This window comes from Pseudonocardia endophytica, from assembly GCF_004339565.1.
GTDB lineage: Bacteria > Actinomycetota > Actinomycetes > Mycobacteriales > Pseudonocardiaceae > Pseudonocardia > Pseudonocardia endophytica.
Genome location: NZ_SMFZ01000002.1, coordinates 65,349 through 87,415, shown reverse-complemented (window position 1 = coordinate 87,415; position 22,067 = coordinate 65,349). Strand labels below are relative to the sequence as shown.

The 22,067-nt window shown below is 71.9% G+C and carries 21 protein-coding genes and 1 pseudogene; 8 read left to right on the top strand and 14 right to left on the bottom strand.

Features of this window, described 5'->3' with window-relative positions; translation table 11 throughout:
- Positions 1-14: 14 nt before the first annotated feature.
- From EV378_RS19200 to EV378_RS19170, 7 genes are all read right to left on the bottom strand, one after another.
- Complete coding sequence (locus tag EV378_RS19200) at positions 15-539, bottom strand: winged helix-turn-helix domain-containing protein (protein WP_132428295.1); 525 nt, start codon at positions 537-539, stop codon at positions 15-17.
- A 123-nt stretch (positions 540-662) separates the two neighbouring features.
- Positions 663-1,628, bottom strand: a complete 966-nt coding sequence (locus EV378_RS19195) for a ribose-phosphate diphosphokinase (RefSeq protein WP_132428293.1) — start codon at positions 1,626-1,628, stop codon at positions 663-665.
- A 6-nt stretch (positions 1,629-1,634) separates the two neighbouring features.
- Positions 1,635-2,288 (bottom strand): HAD family hydrolase, encoded by a 654-nt coding sequence (locus EV378_RS19190; protein ID WP_132428291.1) that lies wholly within the window; start codon positions 2,286-2,288, stop codon positions 1,635-1,637.
- Positions 2,285-2,797, bottom strand: a complete 513-nt coding sequence (locus EV378_RS19185) for a CinA family protein (RefSeq protein ID WP_132428289.1) — start codon at positions 2,795-2,797, stop codon at positions 2,285-2,287. The genes EV378_RS19190 and EV378_RS19185 overlap by 4 nt, the downstream gene beginning before the upstream one ends.
- Before the next feature lie 47 nt (positions 2,798-2,844).
- Positions 2,845-3,564 carry a beta/alpha barrel domain-containing protein gene (locus EV378_RS19180; protein ID WP_132428287.1) on the bottom strand — a complete coding sequence of 240 codons (720 nt, stop codon included), beginning with the start codon at positions 3,562-3,564 and terminating at the stop codon, positions 2,845-2,847.
- 34 nt (positions 3,565-3,598) lie between these two features.
- Positions 3,599-5,065 carry a nicotinate phosphoribosyltransferase gene (locus EV378_RS19175; protein WP_132428285.1) on the bottom strand — a complete coding sequence of 489 codons (1,467 nt, stop codon included), beginning with the start codon at positions 5,063-5,065 and terminating at the stop codon, positions 3,599-3,601.
- Positions 5,066-5,469: 404 nt separating this feature from the next.
- On the bottom strand, positions 5,470-6,168 hold the full coding sequence (locus tag EV378_RS19170) for a GntR family transcriptional regulator (protein ID WP_243653645.1): 699 nt from the start codon (positions 6,166-6,168) through the stop codon (positions 5,470-5,472).
- Positions 6,169-6,277: 109 nt separating this feature from the next.
- On the opposite strand from EV378_RS19170, the gene EV378_RS19165 reads away from it, so the two are divergent.
- Both EV378_RS19165 and EV378_RS19160 read left to right on the top strand, forming a co-directional pair.
- Positions 6,278-7,477: an NRAMP family divalent metal transporter gene (locus EV378_RS19165; protein ID WP_132428283.1), complete on the top strand. Its 1,200-nt coding sequence runs from the start codon at positions 6,278-6,280 to the stop codon at positions 7,475-7,477.
- A 14-nt stretch (positions 7,478-7,491) separates the two neighbouring features.
- A complete protein-coding gene (locus tag EV378_RS19160) occupies positions 7,492-8,259 on the top strand; it encodes a putative hydro-lyase (RefSeq protein ID WP_207908957.1) in 768 nt (255 codons plus the stop codon).
- Here the strand turns inward: EV378_RS19160 and EV378_RS19155 are convergent.
- The gene (locus EV378_RS19155) at positions 8,256-9,869 is read right to left on the bottom strand and encodes an acyl-CoA synthetase (RefSeq protein ID WP_132428279.1); all 1,614 of its coding nucleotides are present in this window, start codon (positions 9,867-9,869) and stop codon (positions 8,256-8,258) included. The two genes, EV378_RS19160 and EV378_RS19155, sit on opposite strands and share 4 nt — an antisense overlap.
- A 7-nt stretch (positions 9,870-9,876) precedes the next feature.
- On the bottom strand, positions 9,877-10,401 hold the full coding sequence (locus EV378_RS19150; RefSeq protein ID WP_207908801.1) for an SRPBCC family protein: 525 nt from the start codon (positions 10,399-10,401) through the stop codon (positions 9,877-9,879).
- Positions 10,402-10,629: 228 nt separating this feature from the next.
- Here EV378_RS19150 and EV378_RS35930 point away from each other — a divergent pair, with 228 nt between their 5' ends.
- Positions 10,630-11,547 (top strand): SHOCT domain-containing protein, encoded by a 918-nt coding sequence (locus EV378_RS35930; protein WP_207908800.1) that lies wholly within the window; start codon positions 10,630-10,632, stop codon positions 11,545-11,547.
- 167 nt (positions 11,548-11,714) lie between these two features.
- Here the strand turns inward: EV378_RS35930 and map are convergent, their stop codons facing one another.
- A complete protein-coding gene (gene map, locus EV378_RS19140) occupies positions 11,715-12,506 on the bottom strand; it encodes a type I methionyl aminopeptidase (protein WP_132428275.1) in 792 nt (263 codons plus the stop codon).
- Between the two features lie 33 nt (positions 12,507-12,539).
- Between map and EV378_RS19135 the strand changes: the two genes are divergently transcribed.
- From EV378_RS19135 to EV378_RS19115, 4 genes are all read left to right on the top strand, one after another.
- Positions 12,540-12,830 carry a helix-turn-helix domain-containing protein gene (locus tag EV378_RS19135; RefSeq protein WP_132428273.1) on the top strand — a complete coding sequence of 97 codons (291 nt, stop codon included), beginning with the start codon at positions 12,540-12,542 and terminating at the stop codon, positions 12,828-12,830.
- Positions 12,831-13,166: 336 nt separating this feature from the next.
- Entirely contained in the window at positions 13,167-14,498 is a 1,332-nt protein-coding gene (locus tag EV378_RS19125) for a type I glutamate--ammonia ligase (RefSeq protein WP_132428271.1), read from the top strand.
- A 70-nt stretch (positions 14,499-14,568) separates the two neighbouring features.
- The gene (locus tag EV378_RS19120) at positions 14,569-15,939 is read left to right on the top strand and encodes a carotenoid oxygenase family protein (RefSeq protein WP_132428269.1); all 1,371 of its coding nucleotides are present in this window, start codon (positions 14,569-14,571) and stop codon (positions 15,937-15,939) included.
- A gap of 2 nt (positions 15,940-15,941) precedes the next feature.
- A complete protein-coding gene (locus EV378_RS19115) occupies positions 15,942-16,595 on the top strand; it encodes a VC0807 family protein (RefSeq protein WP_341540463.1) in 654 nt (217 codons plus the stop codon).
- A 22-nt stretch (positions 16,596-16,617) separates the two neighbouring features.
- Here EV378_RS19115 and EV378_RS19110 read toward each other — a convergent pair whose 3' ends face one another.
- Positions 16,618-18,141 (bottom strand): adenylate/guanylate cyclase domain-containing protein, encoded by a 1,524-nt coding sequence (locus EV378_RS19110; protein WP_132428265.1) that lies wholly within the window; start codon positions 18,139-18,141, stop codon positions 16,618-16,620.
- A 9-nt stretch (positions 18,142-18,150) separates the two neighbouring features.
- Positions 18,151-19,677: an adenylate/guanylate cyclase domain-containing protein gene (locus EV378_RS19105; protein WP_132428263.1), complete on the bottom strand. Its 1,527-nt coding sequence runs from the start codon at positions 19,675-19,677 to the stop codon at positions 18,151-18,153.
- A gap of 110 nt (positions 19,678-19,787) precedes the next feature.
- Between EV378_RS19105 and EV378_RS36935 the strand changes: the two are divergent.
- Positions 19,788-20,390 (top strand): annotated as a pseudogene (locus tag EV378_RS36935) (VC0807 family protein); the annotation flags it as partial.
- Positions 20,391-20,449: 59 nt separating this feature from the next.
- Here EV378_RS36935 and EV378_RS19100 read toward each other — a convergent pair.
- On the bottom strand, positions 20,450-20,851 hold the full coding sequence (locus EV378_RS19100) for an SRPBCC family protein (protein ID WP_132428261.1): 402 nt from the start codon (positions 20,849-20,851) through the stop codon (positions 20,450-20,452).
- A 42-nt stretch (positions 20,852-20,893) separates the two neighbouring features.
- Entirely contained in the window at positions 20,894-22,060 is a 1,167-nt protein-coding gene (locus EV378_RS19095) for a pyridoxal phosphate-dependent aminotransferase (protein WP_132428259.1), read from the bottom strand.
- Between the last annotated feature and the right edge of the window lie 7 nt (positions 22,061-22,067).

Sequence of the window (22,067 nt, the reverse complement as noted above, 5' to 3'; positions counted from 1 at the left end):
GCGACGGGACGTGGTCACGGTCGGTCGTCGATGACGAGGAACCGGTCCGACGGCTCGTACCGGTACCCCACCCCCCGCACGGTGGCCAGCGGCGGTGGCGTCCAGGTGAGCTTGGCCCGCAACCGGGAGAGGATCACGTCGACCGCTCGTGGGCCGAGCGACCCCTCCGAGTCACCGATGCCCTCGCAGAGCTCCTGGCGGGAGACCGGCCGGCTCGGGCGGTGCACGAGATAGGACAGGACGGTCGCCTCCCGTGGAGTCAGCCTCACCGCCGCCCCGTCGACCACGAGCTCCTGGGTCTTGACGTCGAACACACCGCGTGCGGCCTGCGGGCGGTGCGGCGAGCCGAGCACCGACACCGACGCGGCGCGGGTGCGCGGGCTCAGCTCGGACAGCGCTCGCAGTGCGACGCCGACCGCGTCGGCGACGTCGTGCGGTGAGGTGTCCGGGTCCACGGCCTCCACCTCGACCAGGAGGTGGACACGCGGAACCGGGATGCGGTCCGCGGTGCCGATCGCGGACGGGTCTTCCTCGGGCATCGGGATCTCCAGGCGCACGGCTCTGCGGGGGACGGTGGGTCCCGCACACAGAGCGCGCTGGAGCAGTGACTGAGGTCCACGTGGCGGCGCGACGTCAGGTGCGGCAGGGCGGATGTCGGCATGTCACCCCTCGAACAGCGAGGTCACGGAGCCGTCCTCGACGATCTGCTCGATCGCGCTGGCGATCAGTGGGGCGATCGAGAGGACGGTGAGACCGGGGAACCGGCGCTCGTCGGGCACCTCGAGCGTGTTCGTCACGATCACCTCGCGCACACCGGAACCGGCCAGGCGGGTGCTCGCCGGGTCGGAGAGCACGCCGTGCGTCGCCGCGACGACGACGTCGCGCGCGCCGGCGGCGAACAGCCGCTCCACCGCAGCAGCCACCGTACCGGCGGTGTCGATCATGTCGTCGACCAGCACGCAGAGCCGTCCGGCGACATCGCCCACGACCCGGTTGGCGACGGCGTGGTTCGGCACCGCGACGTCCCGGGTCTTGTGGATGAACGCCATCGGGGCCGAACCGAGCCCGCCGGCCCACTTCTCGGCCAGCCGGGCACGCCCGGCGTCCGGGGAGACGACGGTCAGGTCGTCCGGACCGTAGGTGGCCTGCACGTGCGCGGCCAGCAGCGGCTGGGCCTGCAGGTGGTCGACCGGCCCGTCGAAGAACCCCTGGATCTGGTCGGCGTGCAGATCCACCGTGATCAGCCGGTGCGCCCCTGCGGTGTGCAGCAGGTCCGACACGAGACGCGCGGTGACCGGTTCCCGGCCGCGGTGCTTCTTGTCCTGCCGGGCGTACGGGTAGAACGGCAGGATCACCGTGATCCGTCCGGCCGACGCGCGCTTGAGGGAGTCGACCATGATGAGCGTCTCCAGCAGGGCCTTGTCCGGCCGCGAGCCCACCGACTGGACCACGAACACATCCGCGCCGCGCACCGACTCCTCGAACCGGACGAAGGTCTCCCCGTTCGCGAAGTCGTAGACCGACTGGGGTGTCACCGGGACGTCGAGGTGCTTGGCGACCTGCTCGGTCAGCTCGGGGTAGCCGCGGCCTCCGACCAGCATCGTCCGTCGTCTGGTCTCATCGGTCATCGTGGTTCACCCGGTTCCCTCCTGCAGAGTCCGGGCGCCCAGCAGCATCCGGCCCCGCCCGTAGGCGTCGCGCAGGTCGTCGCCGTCGTAGACGACACGCGCCAGGCGCCGGATCCGGCTGTCGGCGTTGATCGCCACCGTGTTCGGCACCGCCCGGAACAGCGCCGTGTCCGTGTAGGAGTCGCCGTAGGCCACGCAGTCGTGCGGCTCCAGCCCGTGCTCGCCGAGCAGCGACTCGACGATGGTCACCTTCGCCTCGGTGGTCAGCACCAGGGACTCGTCCAGCGGTCGACCGATCGGCACGTCGGTGGCGTGCACCGAGCCGGCTCCCCAGTCGAGCAGCCTCCGGACGAAGAACAGCGGCGACATCGAGACCACCGCCGAGCGCTCGCCGCGCTCGGCGATGTCCGCCCAGACCTCGGCGATCCCGCCGATCCACGGGGCGGCGGCGAACGCGTCGTCGACGTCGGTCTCGGTGAGCGTCTGCCAGATCGGATGGCAGGCCCTGGCGAACGCGACGTTGTCCATCGTCCCCGCCGAGGACGCCGCCTCGAACTCCTCGATGTCGGGCAGCCTGCCGATCCCGCGGCCGATCTCCAGGCTCGCGCTGGTCCCGCGCAGCAGGGTGCCGTCCATGTCGAAGACGTGCAGCGCGGTCACGGCTCGTCGCTGCCCTGGAGCTGGTCGCCGAGAAGGCGCAGGGCCACCTCCACCGCCTGCAGCTTGACCTCGGTGCGGTCGCCGTCGAACACGTGCCGTTCGGTGACCACCTTGCCGCCGCGGTGGATGGCCGAGGTGTAGACGGTGCCGACCGGGTCCCGGTCGTTACCGCCGGTCGGTCCGGCGTAGCCGGTGAGGGCGACGCCCGCGTCGGCCGTCGAGTTGTCCAGGATCCCCGCGGCGATCCCCTCGGTGACCGCGGCGCTGACCACGCCGTGCTCCTCGGACACCTCCTGCGGGACTCCCAGCCCGACGGCCTTCGCCGTCGGGTGGTACAGGACGAAACCGCGCTCGAACACTGCCGACGCACCGGACACCGAGGTGAGCGCGGCCGCCACGAGCCCCCCGGTGACCGTCTCGGCGGTCGCGATGCGGACACCGCCGTCCCGGGCGCGGGCCAGCACCTGCGCCGCCTGGTCGAGTACCTCGCGGTCGAACAGTTCGGACATTCCTGCTCCTCGTGTGGTCGTCCCGGCCGGGCCCGGTCCGGGAACGGTCAGTGGGTCGCTGCGGCCAGTGCCGTGTCGGCCAGCCGGCGGGTGGCCGCGGCCGGGTCGGGGTCGGCGTGGATCGCGCGCCCGACGATGGCGTGCGCGCGCGGGCCACGGACGGCGGAGAAGGCCGCGGCAAGAGGGCTGCCCTCGGCCCCGATCCCCGGCAGGAAGAACGTCGGGTCCTGCCCGCCGTCGGTCAGCTCGCCGGTGACGGTCTCGAGCTGCCGCAGGTCGTGGGCCGGCACGACGACGTCGCGCGCCCCCTCGGCCAGCGCGAGTGCCGCCACCCGCGCCAGCACGTCGTCGTGCAGCCAGCCGCCCCCGGAGATCGTGAAGTCGGGCAGCGGGAGCGCGGCCCCGACGATCGGCCGAACGCCGTGGTCCAGCGCTCCCCGGACGAAGCCGCGCACCGCGGTCGGTCCGGCGACCGGGAAGACGATGACGCCGTCCACGCGGGCCGATGCCACGGCCGAGGCGAACCCTGCCCCGTTGGACGGGACGTCCAGGCCCGCCTTCTGGTGGTCGTAGTACAGCGGGCGGTCGGTGACGGTGCGCAGCGCCCGCACGGCGTCGACGAGACCGATCTCCAGCACCGTGCGCTGGCTGATCTTGTACCCGACGACGCCGTCGATCCCGGTCGTGGCCTCGACGAGCCGCAGCACCTCGTCGATGCCCGAGACGTCGAGAGCGGGTATGACACCGTGGGACGGTTCGGCCCCCATGTGGTGAGTCCTCCCGGAAGGCGGGTCGCCGGTCTCAGGCACCGGCCGCGGGCAGCGGGGCGTCGGAGGAGCTGCTGGGCAGGATCGAGGAGTAGTAGTGCTCCGGCACGGAGCGCTCGCTGCGCTCGATCAGGTCGAGGAAGTCCCATCGCCTGAGCAGCTTTCCGTTGCGGTAGACCGGCTGGAGCAGGTTCTCCTCCGGCGGGACGGAGTCCTTCGGGACGGTCTCGTACCCGTCCCCGACCCTGCGCACGGCCAGCCTGCCGCGCTTGGAGGCCTTGAGGTCGACACCGCTGGGGCTCTTCCAGATGTCCACCCACTCACCGTCGATGCGCACCGCGTTGGCCTTCTGCGCGAAGTGCAGCGTGTCCCGGTTGATCTGCTGCAGCAGGCCGCCGCCCATCCCGAAGTACACGTTGTCGGCGGCGAGCTTGCGCCGGTCGAGCTCGGCGTAGATGTCCCGCAGGCTGTCCAGGGTGATGCCGTCGCCCTGGCAGACCCGGATCTGGTCGGGCAGCACCTTGTAGCCCTTGCTGTTCTCGATGTGGCCGTAGTGCTTGATCAGGCCCTCGATCGTGTCCGACACGATCGACACCGGGTCGCCGGAGTCCGGCCGGACGAACACCGTCCCGGTGTGGTTGTCCACCAGCTCCTTGAGCTCGCGGCCGAAGATGTTGTGCACCGCGTTCTCGAGGTCGTAGGAGTCGGACACGATCACGACGACCGGCCAGCCGCGGTACTTGTTGATCGCGTTGGCGTACGCGGCCGACTCGTTCTCGGGCCCCCATGCGGTCATCGTGGAGTGCTCGGAGTTCGGTCCGGACGCACCGGGGGCGATCGCGTTGTAGTACCGCTGCGCGGCGAGCGAGCCGGAGATCGTGTCCGTCTGCTCGAAGTTCACCAGGTGGGCGAGCCCGCCCAGCGCGGCCGACTGCTGCGAGCTCACCCCACGTGCGCCGTAGTCGTGCAGCAGGTCACGGATGATCTCCGGGTGGTCGGAGGTCCGCTGCAGCGCCGTCCGGATGATCTGCTTGCCGAGCCAGCTCAACGTGCCCACCGACGTCGGGTACCAGACCGAGCGCAGCAGCGGGGTCTCGACGAAGCTGGTGAGCCAGTAGTACTTCGGATCGGTGTTGATGATCTGGACGAGGGCGTTGCGGACCGGCAGCACGGTGCCCTCGGGGATCGCCTCGATCTCCAGCGGCAGGTAGCCGTCGTGGTCGTTGAGCACGCCGAGCCAGCCGTCCCGGTTGAACGGGATCTTGTGCTGGCGGGTGACGACCTCCGCCTCGTCGATGTCCTCCAGCGTGATCGGCTTGAGCAGGTATTCCTTGACGAACGCCTGCAGACCGACGAACAGGTGCGCCGGGTAGGGCCCACCGCGGGACTCGATGTAGCTGGAGACGTACTCGGTGTTCGGCGGGTACAGCACGTGGTGGGAGTGCTTGTAGCTGTCGGTGTTGAGGATGATGTTCCCGAAATCGGAGAACTTCGTGACCATGAGCGTTTCCTCTCGATGATGCGAGCTGCAGAACGCCGTTGTTCGAGAGCCGGAATCGGTACGAATCGGTGACGCACCACGAACCGGGATGCGCCGGCAGGCATCACGGAAAATGGTGCGGAAGAAGAACCGGGAAGATCACCCGGAGGGCGTCGGTCCGAGCGCTCGCAGCGACTGCGGGGCCCGACGGGACGACGGGTCGAGAATCAGGAGCGACAACAGCGCAGGACACGGTGACACGGACCGCCCCACACTGCCTCGTCGGCACCAAGACTCCGTCGCATGCAACGAAAATACGAAAGAAAAGCAGTCGCGAACAAGCGCCTGTGCTCGCTCTCACACTGTTTCGTTCGTATCAAACATGTCAATTGTTTCAGGCTGCGAGGCCCATTCATATTGACGCGTCAGAGCCCCGCGTACGCCTCCACGATCTGGTCCCGCGCCACGACGAGGTAGGCGGCCAGCTCGTCGGCGGCCTCGGGAAGCGCGCCGCGCTCGATCAGGTCGGTGATCGCGATGTTGCGGGCCAGGTACGGCTCGTGGAACGCGCGAACCTCGGGCATCCGCTGGAACACCAGCCGCATCTCGGCGAGCAGGCGGTCCATCTCCCGGTCCAGTCGAGGGCTTCCGGCCAGGCCGACGACGGCGCGGTGGAAGAACTGGTTCGCGTCCGCGACGCCGGTCCAGTCGCTGCGCGCGGCGGACGCCCGACCACCCTCGACGGCCGAGCGGACCCGCGCGACCGCCTGCGCGTCGTCGACGAGCTCGCCGTGCCGCAACGCGCCCGTCTCGATCACGAGGCGGGAGCGGTACACGTCGCGGACGTCGTCGACCTCGGGCTGCACGACGAACACGCCGCGGTTCGGCACCCGCACCAGCACGCGCTCGGCGATCAGCTGGGACAGCGCCTCGCGCACGGTGTTCCGGGAGACCTGCAGCGCCCGGCCGAGACCCTCCTCCGGGAGACGCGCACCGACCGGCAGCTTCGCGGCGGCGACCTGGTCACGGATGTCGGCCGCGACCCGCTCGGACGCCGGGACGACGACATGACGGGTCGCCGCGAGCGAGGCCAGCGCCTCGGCGACCACGGCGTCGGTTCCCACGTGACCCGACACTACCCAGATCGTCAACACGTCGGATTGCGGGATCGTTGAACAATCTCTACCGTCTTCGTGACGCGCACCACCAACCGCAATCCGGCTGGAGGACGTCATGTCCCAGGACACGCGCCCGGTGAACGCCAGGGCCACCGTGCTCGGAGCCATGTTCCTGATGGCGACGAGCGCCATCGGGCCCGGCTTCATCACGCAGACCACCACGTTCACGGCACGGCTCGGGGCCGCGTTCGCCTTCGCGATCCTGGTGTCCACGCTGGTCGACGCCGCCGTGCAGCTCAACGTGTGGCGCGTGATCGGGGTGACCCGGATGCGCGCGCACGAGCTGGGCAACCGGGTCGCGCCGGGCGCGGGTTGGGTGCTGACCGTGCTCGTCGTGGTCGGCGGGTTCATCTTCAACATCGCGAACGTGGCCGGTGCGGGCCTCGGGATGAACGCGATGTTCGGGATGGACGCGCGGATCGGCGGCGCGATCTCGGCGGCGCTGGCCGTCGCGCTGTTCTGCATCAAGCGGGCGGGCGCGGCGCTGGACCGGGTCGTCGTCGTGCTCGGGTTCGTGATGATCCTGCTGACGGCGTACGTCGCCGTCGTGTCCGGGCCGCCGGTCGGGGATGCGCTGCGTCAGACCGTGCTCCCGGACCAGATCGACTTCATCGTGATCACCACGCTGATCGGCGGCACGGTCGGCGGGTACATCACCTATGCCGGGGCGCACCGGCTGGTCGACTCCGGCATGACCGGGCCGGAACACGCGCGCGAGGTCAGCCGCAGCTCCGTGCTCGGCATCCTGGTGACGGCTCTGATGCGGGCGCTGCTGTTCCTGGCCGTGCTCGGCGTCGTCGCGGCCGGCACGTCGCTGTCCACCGACAACCCGACGGCGACCGTGTTCGAGACGGCGGCCGGTCAGGTGGGCCTGCGGATGTTCGGCGTGATCCTGTGGGCCGCGGCGATCACGTCCGTGATCGGTGCCGCGTACACGTCGGTCACCTTCATGACGTCCGAGGCGACACCCGCCCGTCGCAAGACGCTGGTCACGGTCGCCTTCATCGTGCTCAGCGCCGCGGTGTTCCTGGTCGCCGGGACGACGCCGGTGACGCTGCTCGTGTTCGCCGGCGCGTTCAACGGCCTGATCCTGCCGATCGGGTTCACGGTGATCCTCTGGGTGGCCTGGCGACGGCGGGACCTGCTCGGCGGCTACCGGTATCCGGTGTGGCTGCTGGTGATCGGCATCCTGGCATGGCTGGTCAGCCTGTTCCTCGGCTACCAGACGATCGTCGAGTTCGTGGGGAAGCTGTGAGCGCCCCGACCGCCCTGCACCCGGCGGACGCGCGGGCCCGCTTCCGGGACGGTCTCGTGACACCGACGACCGGATGGTGCGACGGGTGGGTGCAGGCGAACCTGATCACCATCCCGTCGGCGAACGCGTGGGACGTGCTGCTGTTCGCCCAGCGCAACCCGAAGTCCTGCCCGGTGCTCGACGTGCTGGAGGCCGGTGAGATCTCCGGCCCGCTGCTGGGCGGACCGGACGGCGACGTGCGGACCGACCTCCCCGCCTACCGTGTGTACCGCGACGGCGAGCTCGTCGAGACCGTCCCGGACGTGCGCGACCACTGGCGCGACGACCTGGTCAGCTTCCTGCTCGGCTGCAGCTTCACGTTCGAGCGCGCGCTGCTGGCGGCCGGGGTCCCGGTGCGGCACATCGCCCGCGGCTGCAACGTGCCGATGTACCGGACGACGCGGCGCTGCCGGTCGGCGGGCGCGCTCGGCGGCCCGCTCGTGGTGTCGATGCGCCCGATCCCGGAAGCGCTCGTGCAGCGGGCCGTCGAGATCACCGCCCGGTACCCGGAGACGCACGGGGCACCGGTGCAGGTCGGCGACCCCGGTGCGCTCGGGATCACCGACCTGGACGACCCGGACTACGGCGACCCGGTCCCGGTCGCGCCGGGCGAGGTGCCGGTGTTCTGGGCGTGCGGCGTGACACCGCAGGCGGCCGTCGTCGAGTCGCGGCTGCCGCTGGTGATCGCGCACGAGCCGGGGCACATGCTGATCACCGACACGCCGGAGCCGCTCGTCGGTTAGTCGTTCTTCGCCAGGTCGCCGTGCCGGTCGCGCAGCTCCCGCTTGAGGATCTTGCCGCTCGGGTTCTTCGGCAGCTCCTCGGCGAACACGACGTACTTCGGGCGCTTGTAGCCGGCCAGCTTCTCCTTGGCGTGCGCGTTGACGTCGTCCTCGGTGAGCGTGACGCCGTCCTTCGGCACGACGACCGCCGTCACCGCCTCGATCCAGTGCGGGTGGCTGATCCCGAACACGGCCACCTCGGCGACGCCCTCGAGCAGGTAGAGCGACTCCTCGACCTCCCGGCTGGCCACGTTCTCCCCACCGGTCTTGATCATGTCCTTCTTCCGGTCGACGACGGCGAGGTACCCGTCGTCGTCCATCACCCCGAGGTCGCCGGAGTGGAACCAGCCGTCGGCGAACGCAGCGGCTGTCTTCTCCTCGTCGCGGTAGTACCCGAGCATCGCGTGCGGGCTGCGGTGCACGATCTCACCGACCTCCCCGCGCGGGAGCTCGGTGTTCTCGTCGTCGACGATCCGGGTCTCGACGTTCAGCGACGCCCGCCCCGCCGACCCGGCCCGCTCGAGCTGCTCGTGCGGACGCAGGATCGTGGCCAGCGGCGACATCTCGGTCTGGCCGTAGAAGTTCCAGAACCGGACGTCCGGCAGCCGGCGGCCCAGCTCGTGCAGGACCTCGACGGGCATGGCGGCGGCGCCGTAGTAACCCTTGCGCAGGCTGGACAGGTCGGTGTCGTCGAACCGGGGATGGCGGAGCAGCGAGATCCACACCGTCGGCGGGCAGAACAGCTTCGTGACCTTCTCCCGCTCGATCGTCGCGAGCAGCGTCCCGGCGTCCGCGCCCGGCAGGATGATGCTGGTCGCGCCCAGGTAGACGTCGACGGAGAAGAAGCAGTCCAGCTGCGCGCAGTGGTACATCGGCAGGGAGTGGGCCTCGACGTCGTCGTGCTCCATCCCGCCGTCGACGATGCAGGACAGGTACTGCGAGATCAGCGAGCGTGACGGCAGCAGCACGCCCTTGGGCTTCGACTCGGTGCCCGAGGTGTACATCAGGCGCAGCGGATCGTCGTCGGCGACGTGGACGTCCGGGGCGCCCGGGTTCCGATCGCCGTCGATCCAGGTGTCCACATCGGTCCAGCCGTCCGCGGCGGGCGTACCGCCGAGGTTCACCCAGCCCCGGATCGGGACGTCGATCCCGGCGACCTCGATCGCCTTCTGCACGGTGCCGGACAGCGAGTCCTCGGTGACGACGGCACGCGAGCCGGAGTGCTCCAGGATGAACGCGATCTCCTCGGCGTTCAGCATGAAGTTGACCGGCACCAGGACGACCCCGAGCCGCGCGGTCGCGAAGTTCAGCACGCCGAACTGCCAGCTGTTGTGACACACCAGCGCCAGCCGCTCGCCCTGGGACAGCCCCGCGTCCGACAGCGCGGCGGCGCACCGGTTCACGGCGGCGTCGAAGTCGGCGAACGTCACCCGGCGCTCGCCTGCGATCACGCCGATCTTGTCCGGGTGGCGCTGGGCGGTGCGGTGCAACAGCGTGCCGATCGACTGCTGGCGGGCGCGGTCGACCGAGGCCTGCGTCTCGGCGGAGTAAGCGAACACGTCGTCGGGCATGCCCGGATCATGCCTGGCCCGGTCGGCCTCCGGCCAGGGCGGCGAGCGTCCGGAGCTGCCTGCGCATCATGACCAGGTCGCCCCACGCGATCAGGTGCGCGACCACCCGTCGAACCCGGTTGTCCACCGTCACGTCCAGCCGGGCGACCAGCCTGCTGCGACCGGGCCCGTCCGGCACGACGCGGTACGTGCAGGCCACCGGACCGAACGCCCGGTTCCCGCCGACGGCGGTGATCTCGCGGCCGGGCACGAAGCCGCTGATCCGGAACATGATCAGAAAGCGCTGGCCGGGGCTCAGATCGTCGAGCCCCGGGGTGAGCGTGCGCGGGCTGCGACGACCGAGGTTGTCGACGAGGTCGTAGCTGTACGGCGCGACGCGCAGCTGGCAGAGCCGGCGGAACACCGTCTCCGGGTCGGCCGCGACGTCGACGGCCCGGACCATGGACCGTCGCGACGGCACGTGGTCACCACACGGGAACGGCGCCGCCACCTCGTCGGGCCGGGCGCCCCACACCCACGGCAGTCCGGTCACCACACCAGCGTGCACCGGTGCCCGGCACGCCGCGATTCGTGTAGATCGCTACAGTTTGCGACCTCGTCAGCCGAAGGAGGACTGATGCAGCCGGTCATCGGATCGAAGGTGAAGGACCGCCACGCTCAGAAGTGGTTGGACGCACTGACGTCGCACATGTTCCCGGGGGAAGCGGTGACAGCTCTGTCGCGGACGACGCTCGGCCGTCCGATGTGCGACGGCCTCGCCGTGACGAACGCCCGGTTGGTCGCGTTCAACAGCGTCGACATCGACGCGAAGGGCATCAAGCGTTTCGTGCATGCCGACGACATCGCCCGCATCGAGGTCGTCAAGAAGACGCTCACGCCGAACAACCTCACGGTGACGACCCGCTCCGGCGAGCAGATCAGCTTCGGTGACATTCCTGGACCCGACCTGGATCTCGTTCTCGGTGCTGCGCAGCAGCTCGGCGTTTCGGGCGCCGCTCCTGATGCACGCAGGGCGATGGCCCACCAGGCCGCGGACGATCGCCGCAGTACGGACGCGTGGGCGCAGGTCCCGGTCGTCGGTACCGCGCCCAGCGACAAAGCATGGAAGGCGCTGAAGGACCACTGTTCGCCGGGCGAGCTCCCGATCTTCGTCATCGGCTCCGGAACCGGCGGCGTCTTCGCGGCACTGCCGGACCGCGCCATGATCATCAAGGTTGGCGCGATGACGAGCATGATGGCCGGCTCGCTGGGGGGCGGACGGGTGACGACGTTCCCGTTCTCCGAGATCACGGGCATCGAGTACAACGCAGGATTCGTGAACGGCGTGCTCGAGGTGCTCACGCCCAGCTACAGCGGAACCGCGAACAAGGACTACTGGCGCGGCTCCAACAAGGGACGCAACGCCGACTCGAACGACCCGTGGACGTTGTCCAACTGCCTGCCGTTACCGAAGCCGGTGTATCAGCAGGCACTGCCACGCCTGAACGAGATGCGCGCGCACATCGCCCAGCTCAAGCGGCCGACCGTCGTCGTCCAGCAGCAGCCGTCGAACGGATCGGCACCGAGCGTGGCGGACGAGTTGGGCAAGCTCGCGGGCCTCCGCGATCAGGGAATCCTGTCGGACGCCGAGTTCCAGGCCGCGAAGCAGCGGGTACTCGCCCAGCACGGCATGGGGTGAGCGCGCGAGGCGCCCCGAACAGCAGCAACGTGCCACTCGATCCGGTTCGCGGATCGATCGGCACGTTCCGGTCGTCGCGACCGCCACAACGTTCCACTCGATTCGCCGGGCCGATCGAGCGGCACGTTCCGGTCGTTCGGACCGCCGGGAGGTGACGACGGCGTGGGTCAGGCCGGGACGCGGTCCCGCGCTCCGTTGCCGGTGAGCACGCGCGGGCCGTCGGCCGTGACCGCCACCGTGTGTTCGACGTGTGCGGCGCGGGATCCGTCGGCCGTGCACAGCGTCCAGCCGTCGGGGTCGACGCGGTAGGCGTCCCCGCCTCCGGCGATCAGCATCGGCTCCAGCGCCAGCACCATGCCGGTCTGCAGCCGCAGGCCACGGCCGGCGCGGGCCTCGTTCGGGACGTGCGGGTCCTCGTGCATGGAGCGACCGACGCCGTGACCGCCGAAGCCCTCCATCAGGCCGTACCCCGCCGGGCGGGCGACGGAGGCGATCGCGTGCCCGACGTCGCCCATCTTCGCGCCGGGGACCAGCTGCGCGATGCCCGCGTCCAACGACCGCCACGCCGTGTCGATCAGCGTGGCGTCCGCGGCCGAGGGCGACCCGATCGCGACGGTGAACGCGGCGTCGGCGCACCAGCCGTCGAGGTACACGGCGAAGTCGACGGACAGCAGGTCGCCGCGGCGCAACGGGGTCGCGGTCGGGATGCCGTGCACGACGGCGTCGTTGACGCTCACACACAGCGGGCCGGGGAACGGCCGCGGCGCCCACGACGGGTGGTAGCCGACGAAGCTCGACCGCGCGCCCGCGTCGGCGATCAGGTCGGCGGCCAGCGCGTCCAGCTCGACCGGGCGCACACCAGGGCCCGCCGCCTCCCGCACCGCGTCCAGCACCCGTCCCACGACCTGCCCGGCCGCCGCGACGGCGTCGATCTCGTCCGGTGTCTTCAGCTCGATCACGTCGATAACTATACCGGTATTACTATCGACGTCATGGTGCGCGTCCCCCTGACCCCGGAAGAGCGCGAGCGCGGCGAGCGGCTCGGCTGCGCGCTGCGCGAGGCCCGAGGCGACCGGAGCATCGTCGACGTCGCGGCCGCCGCCGAGATCTCGGCCGAGACGCTGCGCAAGATCGAGACCGGCCGGATCCCGACGCCCGCGCTGTTCACGGTGGCCGCGCTCGCCGCCGCGCTGGACCTGTCGCTGGACACGCTGGTCGCCGCGACCGGAACGCCGGCGGCCCCGGCGGCCGGATCCGTGACACGGCCACGGCCGGCGGCCTGAGGCGACCCGCGCAGCTCCGGCGATCCCGCACGGCCGGATCCCGCACGGCCGGATCCCGCACGGCCGGATCCCGCACGGCCGGATCCCGCACGGCCGGATCCCGCACGGCCGGATCCCGCACGGCCGGATCCCGCACGGCCGGATCCCGCACGGCCGGATCACGCACGGTCGCGATCCCGCGGGACCGGTTCACGGACGGCCGCACGATCGCCGGAACCGGCGCGGATGCGACGGGAATGTCGCGTTCGGACCAGATCCGGGAGATCGTGAGTCGCGACAGCGCACGGTCCGACCGGGCATGCTGACGGCCCCCGCCGTCGTCCCCGGAGCCGCCCCATGAGCAACGACGCCCTTCTCCGCGAGCTGATCGACGCCGGCGTGGCCGGCCTGACCGTCTCCTGGGCCGACAACAACGGGATCCCGCGCTCGCGCACCGTGCCGATCCGCGGCCTGCACGCGGCCGGCGAGACCGGCATCGGGGTCACGTCGCTGTTCGCCGTGTTCGACAGCTCGGACGCGATCACGTTCGAGCACCCCGGACTGTCCACACCGTCCGGTGACACCCGGCTGGTGGCCGACCTGAGCCGCGTCGTGCAGCTCGCCGGTCAGCCCGCACTCGCCTGGGCGCCCGGCAACCTCGTCGCGGCCGACGGCTCGACCTGGCCGTACGACCAGCGCGGTGTGCTGCAACGGGTGGTGGCCGAGCTGGCCGGCACCGGCCTGACCGCGCTCGCCGGCTGGGAGATCGAGTTCACGGTCGAGCGCGACGGCGAGCCGGGTCACCACGGGCCCGCCTACGGTCCGGCCGCGCTCACCGAGATCGACGAGTTCGTGGCCGCCGTGCTGCAGGACTTCGCCGCGAACGGGCTGGCGATCAACCAGCTGCACGCGGAGTACGGGCCGGCGCAGGTGGAGCTGTCACTGGACGCCACCGACCCGGTCAGCGCCGCCGACGACCAGCTGCTCGCCCGCCAGACGCTGCGCGCCGCCGCCCGGACGCACGGCCTGACGCTCAGCTTCGCTCCGCTCCCGTCGCTCTCACACGCGGGCAACGGGTGGCACCTGCACACGTCGCTGTGGCGCGGGGCCGAGAACCTGCTGACCGGCGGGCCGGACGGCCCGACCGGCGAGGGCGCGTCGTACCTGGCCGGACTGCTGCGCGACCTGCCGGCCGTCGCCGCGATCACCGCGCCGAGCCTCGGCTCGCTCGCCCGGCTGCGGCCCGGGTTCTTCGCCGGCGCGTTCGCGTTCTGGGGCGTCGAGAACCGCGAGGCGCCGCTGCGCTACGTGCCCGGTACCGACTTCCTCGGACAGGAGCGCGCGAACCTCGAGCTCAAGGTGTGCGACGCGTCGGCCAACCCGTACCTGGCGCTGGCCGTCACGCTCGCCTGCGGGGCGGCGGGCATCGCGGAGGGGCTGACCCCGCCCGCCGCGTACGGCACCGATCCCGGCACCTGGGACGAGTCGGACCGCGCGGCCCGCGGCGTCGCGGCGCTCCCCAGCACGCCGGACGACCAGGAGGCCGCGCTGGCCGCCACGCCGCGGATCGAGGGGGTCCTCGGATCCGACCTGCTCAGCGCGTTCCGGGCGGTCCGGCGCTCGGACGCGGCGGCGGCGCGCGACACGACGCAGGACGACGTGCTGGGGGGCCTTCGATTCCGGTACTGACATGTAAGTATTGACATGTCACGGCCGAGGGGTGGACTCTGGTCCCGTCACCACGAGACGGGAGCTGCCGATGAGCACCACCGAGCACTCCGTCCGGCTCCCCGGGTACCTCGCCCCGGTGCCGGACGAGATCGACGCCCACGACCTGACGGTCCACGGCTCGCTGCCGCCGGAGCTCTCCGGCCGCTTCCTGCGCAACGGGCCGAACCCGCGGCCCGGCGAGCCGGCGTCGCACTGGTTCACCGGGCACGGCATGGTGCACGGCATCCGCCTGCGTGACGGTCGCGCCGAGTGGTACCGCAACCGTTGGGTGCGGACCCGGGCGCTGGACGGCGAGCGGATGGTCGGCGAGGACGGCACCGTCGACCGCCGCGTCGGGACGGCGAACACGCACGTGCTCGCCCACGCCGGTCGGATCATGGCGCTGGTCGAGTCGTCGTTCCCGCACCTGCTCACGCCGGAGCTGGAGACGCTCGGGACCTGCGACTTCGACGGCATGCTCACCACCGCGATGACCGCGCACCCGAAGACCGACCCGTCCACCGGCGAGCTGCACTTCTTCGGCTACGGCCTGTCCGAGCCGTACCTGACCTACCACCGGCTCTCCGCCGCCGGGAGGCTCGTGACCAGCGCCGGGATCGACGTGCCGGGCCCGACGATGATGCACGACTTCGCGATCACCGCCGAGCACGCCGTGTTCCTCGACCTCCCGATGACGTTCTCCGACGAGCGCAGGCGGCGCGGGGAGATGCCGTTCGCCTGGGACGACGCCTACGGCGCACGGATCGGCGTCATGCCGCTGGCGACGCCGGGCACCGTGCGCTGGTTCGACGTCGAACCCGGTTACGTGTTCCACGTCGGCAACGCGTTCGCCGACGACCGGGGGCGCGTCGTGCTGGACGGCGCCCGCTACTCGCCCGCCGGGATCCGGGCGGCATGGGAGTCGCTGGGCACCGACCCGTCCGACCTGGCCGCGCAGGCGGCCGACTCCGGGCAGGCGCGGATGCACCGCTGGGTGCTCGACCCGGCCACCGGCGCGGTCTCCGAGTCCGTGCTCGACGAGCGCGGCATCGAGTTCCCGACCGTCGACGACGAGCGCGTCGGCCGCCCGGCGCGCTACCGCTACGCGGTGGCCGACACGCTCGGCGACACCGGGATCGTCAAGATCGACACCGGCGCCGGGACGTCCAAGCTGCACGATCTCGGCGAGGACACGGTCGCCGGTGAGGCCGTGTTCGTGCCGTCCGGGGCGCCACACCGGGCCGAGGACGACGGCTGGCTGCTCTCGATCACCACCCGCCGGGACGGCAGCGCGTCGCAGCTGCTCGTGCTCGACGCGACGGACGTGGCCGGCGCACCGGTCGCGGCCGTCGACCTGCCCCGCGGGGTGCCCGCGGGTTTCCACGGATCCTTCCTGACCGACGACGAGCTGGGGCTGTGACGATGATGATCGCCGACCGCACGGAACGCACCGAGTCCACCGGCGGCACCGACCGCGGCGGCCCGCGGATGGGGAAGATCCTCCGCGGCCTGCTGCTCGACGTCGGGCTGCCGGTCGTCGTCTACTACGCCCTGCACCTGCTCGGCGCCGACGACTGGGTGGCCCTGCTGGCCGCCACCGGCGCCGCGGCGCTGCGGATCGTCTGGGGCGCCGTCGCCCGCCGCGAGCTGAACCTGTTCGCCGTGGTGATGCTGCTGGTCTACGGCCTGAGCCTGGTGATGGCCGTGGCCACCGGCGACCCGCGGCTGCTGCTGCTCAAAGGCTCTCTGATCACCGGCGGTGTGGCCGCGGTGTTCCTGACGACCGCGTTCGGCAGGCGCCCGCTGACGTTGGCCGCGGCACAGTCGTTCGAGCCGGACCGGGCCGCGGAGATCGCCGAGGAGTTCCGCACCCAGCCCGCCGCGCGTCGCGGTCACCGGGTCGCCTCCACGGTGTGGGGTGTCGGCCTGGCCGTCGAGGCGCTGGTGCGACTGCCGGTGATCTTCCTGCTGCCGATCCCGGTGGCGACCGGGGTCTCGGAGGGCATGCTCGTCATCGCGTTCGTCCTGCTCATCGCGTGGAACGCCTGGTACGTGCGGCGGCTCACCAGCGCCTGAGCCCGCGCAGGGAGGACTGCGATCACCGACCGGGACCGGCCAGCACGGCGGTCCCGGTCGGTGTGTCGCGTCCGCGCAACGTGACGTCGTCGGTGACCGTCCAGTGCCGGCCCTCCGTCTCGCCCACCCCGGCCACCGCGTGACCGGCCGCCACCACCCCGCCCGGCGCCTGCTTGGCCACGTCGGTGAGCCGGGCGGCCTCGTTCACCGGGTCGCCGATCACCGTGTACTCGAAGCGGCGGACGTCGCCGACGTAGCCGGCGACCACCTCGCCGGCGGACACCCCGATCCCGAACCGGGCCTCCGGGACCTCCTCGACCAGCCGTCCGGACAGGTGTCGGGCCGCGGCCAGCGCCGCCGCCGACGGCTCGTCCAGCTCCGCAGGGGCGCCGAACACGGCCAGCGCCGCGTCGCCCTCGAACTTGTTGATCCAGCCGCCGGACGACTCCACGACCTCGACGACCACGTGGAAGAACCGGTTGAGCAGCTCGACGACGTCGGCGGGCGAGCGGCGCAGCGCCATCGCCGTCGACCCGGCCATGTCCACGAACAACACGGCGACGTGGCTCGCCTGCCCACCGAGCTCGATCTCGTCCGGGCCGTCCGCCGCGGCCGCCGCCACCTCCCGCCCGACCTGGCGGCCGAACCGGTCGCGCAGCCGCTCCCGCTCGCGCAGGCCGGCCACCATCTCGTTGAACCCGTACTGGAGCTGGCCGAGCTCGGTGTTGTCGTAGACCGGGACCTGGGCGTCCAGGTCGCCCTCCCGCACGCGCAGCAGCGCCCGGCGGACCGCGACGACCGGGTCCGCCGTCGCCCGCGCGGCACCCACCGTCGTCAGCAGGCCGCCGCCGACCGCGATGCCCCCGATCACCAGGATCGTCGTGGCCAGCTGCGTCGACGACGCGTCGCGGTAGAGGAGCGCGAACAGCCCGGCCAGCATCAGCCCGACGACCGGGATCGCCGTGCCCAGCGCCCAGAACGCGACGGACCGCACCAGGACGCCGGACAGGAGCCGCCGTCGTCGCACTGGGACACCGCCGAGCGCCCGGATCGCGGACCGGCGCAGGATCCGCTCGACGAGCAGGTACGTCAGCCCCCAGGTGGCGAACGCGCCGAACATCGTCGTCATCGCCACCGACAGCGCCAGCCGCCCGGAGTGCTCCAGGTTGAGCAGGCCGAACAGGACCGCGGCACCGCTCCACGCCACGACCAGCAGGTAGACGACGCGTCGTGGTCCGTTCGCGATGATCGTGCGAGCCCGCGCGGCGGGGTCCGGCGCGTTCCGCCCGACCCGGAACCACTGGCGACCGAGCACGAGCCCGACCGGGAGGACGACGAGCCCGTATCCGGTCAGGACCTCCAGGTTCAGCAGCCGCAGCGCCGCGTCGTCCGGGACGCCACTGCCGCCGGGCAGCACGAACGCGGCGACGATCGCGACGATCGCCATCCCACCGATGTTCGCGCACACGACGGTCACGGCCAGCGCCGCGCGCACCGGGACGCGCAGCGCCGACCGGCCTGCGCTCGCGACGTGTTCGTCCGTCATTTCCTGCGATTATAGGCCGAACGGGTGAGCCTGTACCGTCGCGCGGGGCGACGCGGTGCCGGTCGACTGCCGGCGCCCGCGCAGCGTCACGTCCTCGCCGGGCTCCCAGCGGGCCGCCTCGCCGGGGCCTGCGGCGTCCACCGCGCGCTGCGCGGCGAGCACCCCGCCGGGCGCGGACTTGGCCAGCTCGGTGAGCCGGGCCGCCTCGTTCACCGGGTCGCCGATCACCGTGTACTCGTAGCGCCGCACGTCACCGACGTTGCCGGCGACCGCGTCACCGGCGGAGACGCCGATGCCGGCGGAGATCTCCGGCATCTCCACGGCCAGCAGCTCGCCCATCCGGCGCGCGGCGGAGAGGGCCGAGCCGGCGGCGTCGTCGAGATCGTTGGGGGCGCCGAACACGGCCAGCGCCGCGTCGCCCTCGAACTTGTTGATCCACCCGCCGGCGTCCTCGACGCACTCGACGACGATGCCGAAGAAGCGGTTCAGCACGTCGACGACCTCCTCCGGCGGCCGGTCGGCGGCCATCGTCGTCGAGCCGGTGAGGTCGACGAACAGCACGGCCACGGGTCGCACCTCCCCGCCGAGCCGGATCTCGTCCGTGCGCGCGGCGGCGGCCTCGGCGACGTCGCGTCCGACGTGCCGTCCGAACAGGTCCCGGATGCGTTCGCGCTCGCGAAGGCCCTCGACCATCGTGTTGAACCCGGCCTGCAGCTGGCCGAGCTCGGTGTTGTCGTAGACCGGCACGCGGACGTCGAGATCGCCGTCCTGCACGCGGGCCAGCGCGCGGCGGACGGCGACGACCGGGTCGGCGATCGCGCGCGCGGCACCGATCGTCGTGAGCAGCCCCGTTCCCACCGCGGTCCCGCCGATCGCCAGGATCGCGATCGCCAGCTGGGACGGCGTCGCGTCCCCGTAGATCAGCGCGACGAGCCCGGCCAGCATCAGGCCGATCACCGGGACGACCGTGCCGAGCACCCAGAAACCGACGGTGCGCACCATGACGCCGGTCAGCAGGCGCCGCTTCCTCGGCGGCTGCCCGGACAGCACCCGCGCAGCGGAGCGGCGCAGGATCCGCTCGGTGAGCAGGTAGGACACGGCACAGGTGCAGACCGCGCCGATCACGATCGTCGCCGACACCGAGAACGCCAGCCGCGGTGAGTACCGCACGTTCAGCACGGCGAACAGCACGAGCGCGACGAGCCACAGGAAGCCGAGGAGCTGCACGATCCGCTTCGGGCCGGCGAGCACGAGCGCGCGGGCCCGCCGCTCCGGGTCCCGGGACCGGCGCCCGACGACGAACCGGCGGCGGCCCCACGCGATACCCAGCGGGATCGCGACGACGAAGAACGCGACGAGGGCCGTGATGTTGACCAGCCGGACCCCGCTCGGGTCCGGGATGTTGCTCCGGGGCAGGACGAACGCCGCGAGCACCAGCACGACAGCGCCGCCGATGAGGTTCGCGACCACCATGGCGAACGCGAGGAGCAGCCGGATCGACAGCGTCAGGACCGAGCGGCCGGATTCCTGCTCCATGAGCGGATCTTAGTGGTGGGCCCGCGCTCCACCTCCGCGTGCCGGATCTCCACCCGGGGTCCGACGCCGGGTGGATCCGGCGCGCCCCTCCACGGCGGAGTCTCGACGGCATGACCGACACCGAGTCTCCGTCGTCTCCGTCCTCCCGCCGCTGGTCCGTGGTGAAGACCATGGTCCCGACGCTGGCGATGGAGGTGGCCCTGCCCTACCTCGTGTACCTCGTGCTGCACGCCTGGGGACTGTCCGAGGTCGTGGCGCTGGCGTGGTCGGCGCTGCCGCCCGTGCTGAGCATCGGCTGGCAGGCCTGGCGGTCGCGGCGGCTGGGCGGCGTCAGCGTGTTCGTACTGGCGTCGATCGCCGTCGGTGTCGCGATGGCGCTGCTGGCCGGGAGCCCGCAGCTGGCCGTCGCCCGCGACGCCGTGCCGAACCTGGTCATGGCCGTCGCGCTGGGCGGGTCGCTGCTGGTCGCCCGGCGGCCGCTCGTGTTCTACGTCGTCCGCGCGTTCGGTGAGACCTACCAGCCGGACCTGCGCTCGCGCATGGCGACGGCGTGGGCGGAGAACCCGCGGTTCCGGCAGGTGCTGCGCCGGGCGACGGCGGTCGGCGCCGTCGTGCTGCTGGCCGAGGCCGCGCTGCGGCTGGTCGCGGCGGCGGTGCTGCCGGTCGCCGTCGCGCTTCCGGTGCTGCAGATCCAGTCGTTCGTCGTGTGGGCCGGGCTGGTCCTGCTGCTGCGCCGTTCGATCATGCGCGTGGTGCGGGAAGGAAAGGCAGCTCAGGCCTCCGACTCGGCCAGCACGCGCAACGTCTCCAGGTCCGACGCGATGGTCGCGGCGTCGCCCTCGAACTCCTCGGCGCTCACGCCGTCGCGCCACCTCAGGGTGAACACGACCTCGGAACCCGTCGGGTGAGCGAGCACCCGGAGCGGGTTGTGGACGGTCTCGCCGTTCGGGAGCTCGACGTCGTGGTCGAGCACCCCGAACTCGTTCCGCGGAGCGAAGCGGACCGTCACCCGCCCCAGCGGCCCGTCGACGACGAGCGTTCCGTCGCCCTCGTCGACGGCCGCGCCCAGGCCGGAGGCCCAGCGGGACAGGTTCCGCGGGTCTCCGGCGAACGCGTACACCCGCTCCGGGTCGGCGGCGACGACGACGGACAGGTGGCGGGTCTCGTGCGACACGAGCTCATCCTCGCGCCGGGCGGCGAGCGCGTCGTGAACGGATCAGACACGCCCGCGCAGCCCGGCCAGCCGGTCGGCCGCCTCGGACAGCACCTCGTCGCGCTTGCAGAACGCGAACCGGACCAGCGGCCTCGTCGCCGCGACGCCCTCGTCCGAGCTGCAGAACACCGACACCGGCACGGCGGCCACCCCGCACAGCTCCGGGAGCTTCCAGGCCAGCGCGACGCCGTCGTCGACGCCGAGCGGGGACGCGTCGGCCACCACGAAGTACGTGCCGCGCGGGGTGTAGACGTCCAGCCCCGCGGCGCGCAGGCCGTCGGAGAGCAGGTCACGCTTGCGGGCCAGCTCGGAGGAGATGCCCGCGAAGAACGCGTCGTCCAGGGCCAGCGCGTTGGCGACGGCGGGCTGCAGCGGCGTCCCGCCGTGGAACGTCAGGAACTGCTTCACCGCACGCGCGGCCGCGACCAGCTCGGACGGCCCGTGCACCCAGCCGACCTTCCAGCCGGTGACGGAGAACGTCTTGCCCGCGCTCGAGATCGTGAGCGTGCGCTCGGCCATCCCCGGCAGCGTCGCCATCGGGACGTGCGGGGTGCCGTCGAACGTCATGTGCTCGTACACCTCGTCGGTGACGACGACCGCGTCGAACTCCGCGGCGAGCGTCCCGATCTCGACGAGCTGCTCGCGCGAGAACACGGTCCCTGTCGGGTTGTGCGGCGTGTTGACCAGCACGACCTTCGTGCGCTCCGAGAACGCGGCGCGCAGCTCGGCCGGGTCGTAGACGAAGTCCCGCCCGCGCAGCGGCACGGTTCGACGGGTGGCGCCGGACAGCGCGATCGAGGCGGCGTAGGAGTCGTAGAACGGCTCGAACGTGACCACCTCGTCGCCGGTCTCGCACAGCCCCAGCAGCGTGGACGCGATCGCCTCGGTCGCGCCGAACGTCACGACGACGTCGGCCGGGTCGACGTCCAGGCCGTAGAACCGGCGCTGGTGCGCGGCGACCGCGTCGCGCAGCGCCGGGACGCCGGGCCCCGGCGCGTACTGGTTCAGTCCGTGCCCGGTGATGTTCGACGCGGCGTCGGCGAGCAGGGAGTCCGGACCGTCGGTGTCCGGGAAGCCCTGCCCGAGGTTGATCGCCCCGGTCTCGACGGCCAGCCGCGAGATCTCCGTGAAGATCGTCGAGGTGAACGGGCGCATGCGCTCGACCAGCATGGCCCGA

Excerpts from the sequence above, each read along its gene's own strand:
- EV378_RS19200 (WP_132428295.1), bottom strand. The coding sequence starts at position 539 with ATGCCCGAGGAAGACCCGTCCGCGATCGGCACCGCGGACCGCATCCCG.
- EV378_RS19195 (WP_132428293.1), bottom strand. The coding sequence starts at position 1,628 with ATGACCGATGAGACCAGACGACGGACGATGCTGGTCGGAGGCCGCGGC.
- EV378_RS19185 (WP_132428289.1), bottom strand. The coding sequence starts at position 2,797 with ATGTCCGAACTGTTCGACCGCGAGGTACTCGACCAGGCGGCGCAGGTG.
- EV378_RS19180 (WP_132428287.1), bottom strand. The coding sequence starts at position 3,564 with ATGGGGGCCGAACCGTCCCACGGTGTCATACCCGCTCTCGACGTCTCG.
- EV378_RS19175 (WP_132428285.1), bottom strand. The coding sequence starts at position 5,065 with ATGGTCACGAAGTTCTCCGATTTCGGGAACATCATCCTCAACACCGAC.
- EV378_RS19165 (WP_132428283.1), top strand. The coding sequence starts at position 6,278 with ATGTCCCAGGACACGCGCCCGGTGAACGCCAGGGCCACCGTGCTCGGA.
- EV378_RS19155 (WP_132428279.1), bottom strand. The coding sequence starts at position 9,869 with ATGCCCGACGACGTGTTCGCTTACTCCGCCGAGACGCAGGCCTCGGTC.
- EV378_RS19135 (WP_132428273.1), top strand. The coding sequence starts at position 12,540 with ATGGTGCGCGTCCCCCTGACCCCGGAAGAGCGCGAGCGCGGCGAGCGG.
- EV378_RS19125 (WP_132428271.1), top strand. The coding sequence starts at position 13,167 with ATGAGCAACGACGCCCTTCTCCGCGAGCTGATCGACGCCGGCGTGGCC.
- EV378_RS19120 (WP_132428269.1), top strand. The coding sequence starts at position 14,569 with ATGAGCACCACCGAGCACTCCGTCCGGCTCCCCGGGTACCTCGCCCCG.
- EV378_RS19115 (WP_341540463.1), top strand. The coding sequence starts at position 15,942 with ATGATGATCGCCGACCGCACGGAACGCACCGAGTCCACCGGCGGCACC.
- EV378_RS19110 (WP_132428265.1), bottom strand. The coding sequence starts at position 18,141 with ATGACGGACGAACACGTCGCGAGCGCAGGCCGGTCGGCGCTGCGCGTC.
- EV378_RS19105 (WP_132428263.1), bottom strand. The coding sequence starts at position 19,677 with ATGGAGCAGGAATCCGGCCGCTCGGTCCTGACGCTGTCGATCCGGCTG.
- EV378_RS19095 (WP_132428259.1), bottom strand. The coding sequence starts at position 22,060 with ATGCTGGTCGAGCGCATGCGCCCGTTCACCTCGACGATCTTCACGGAG.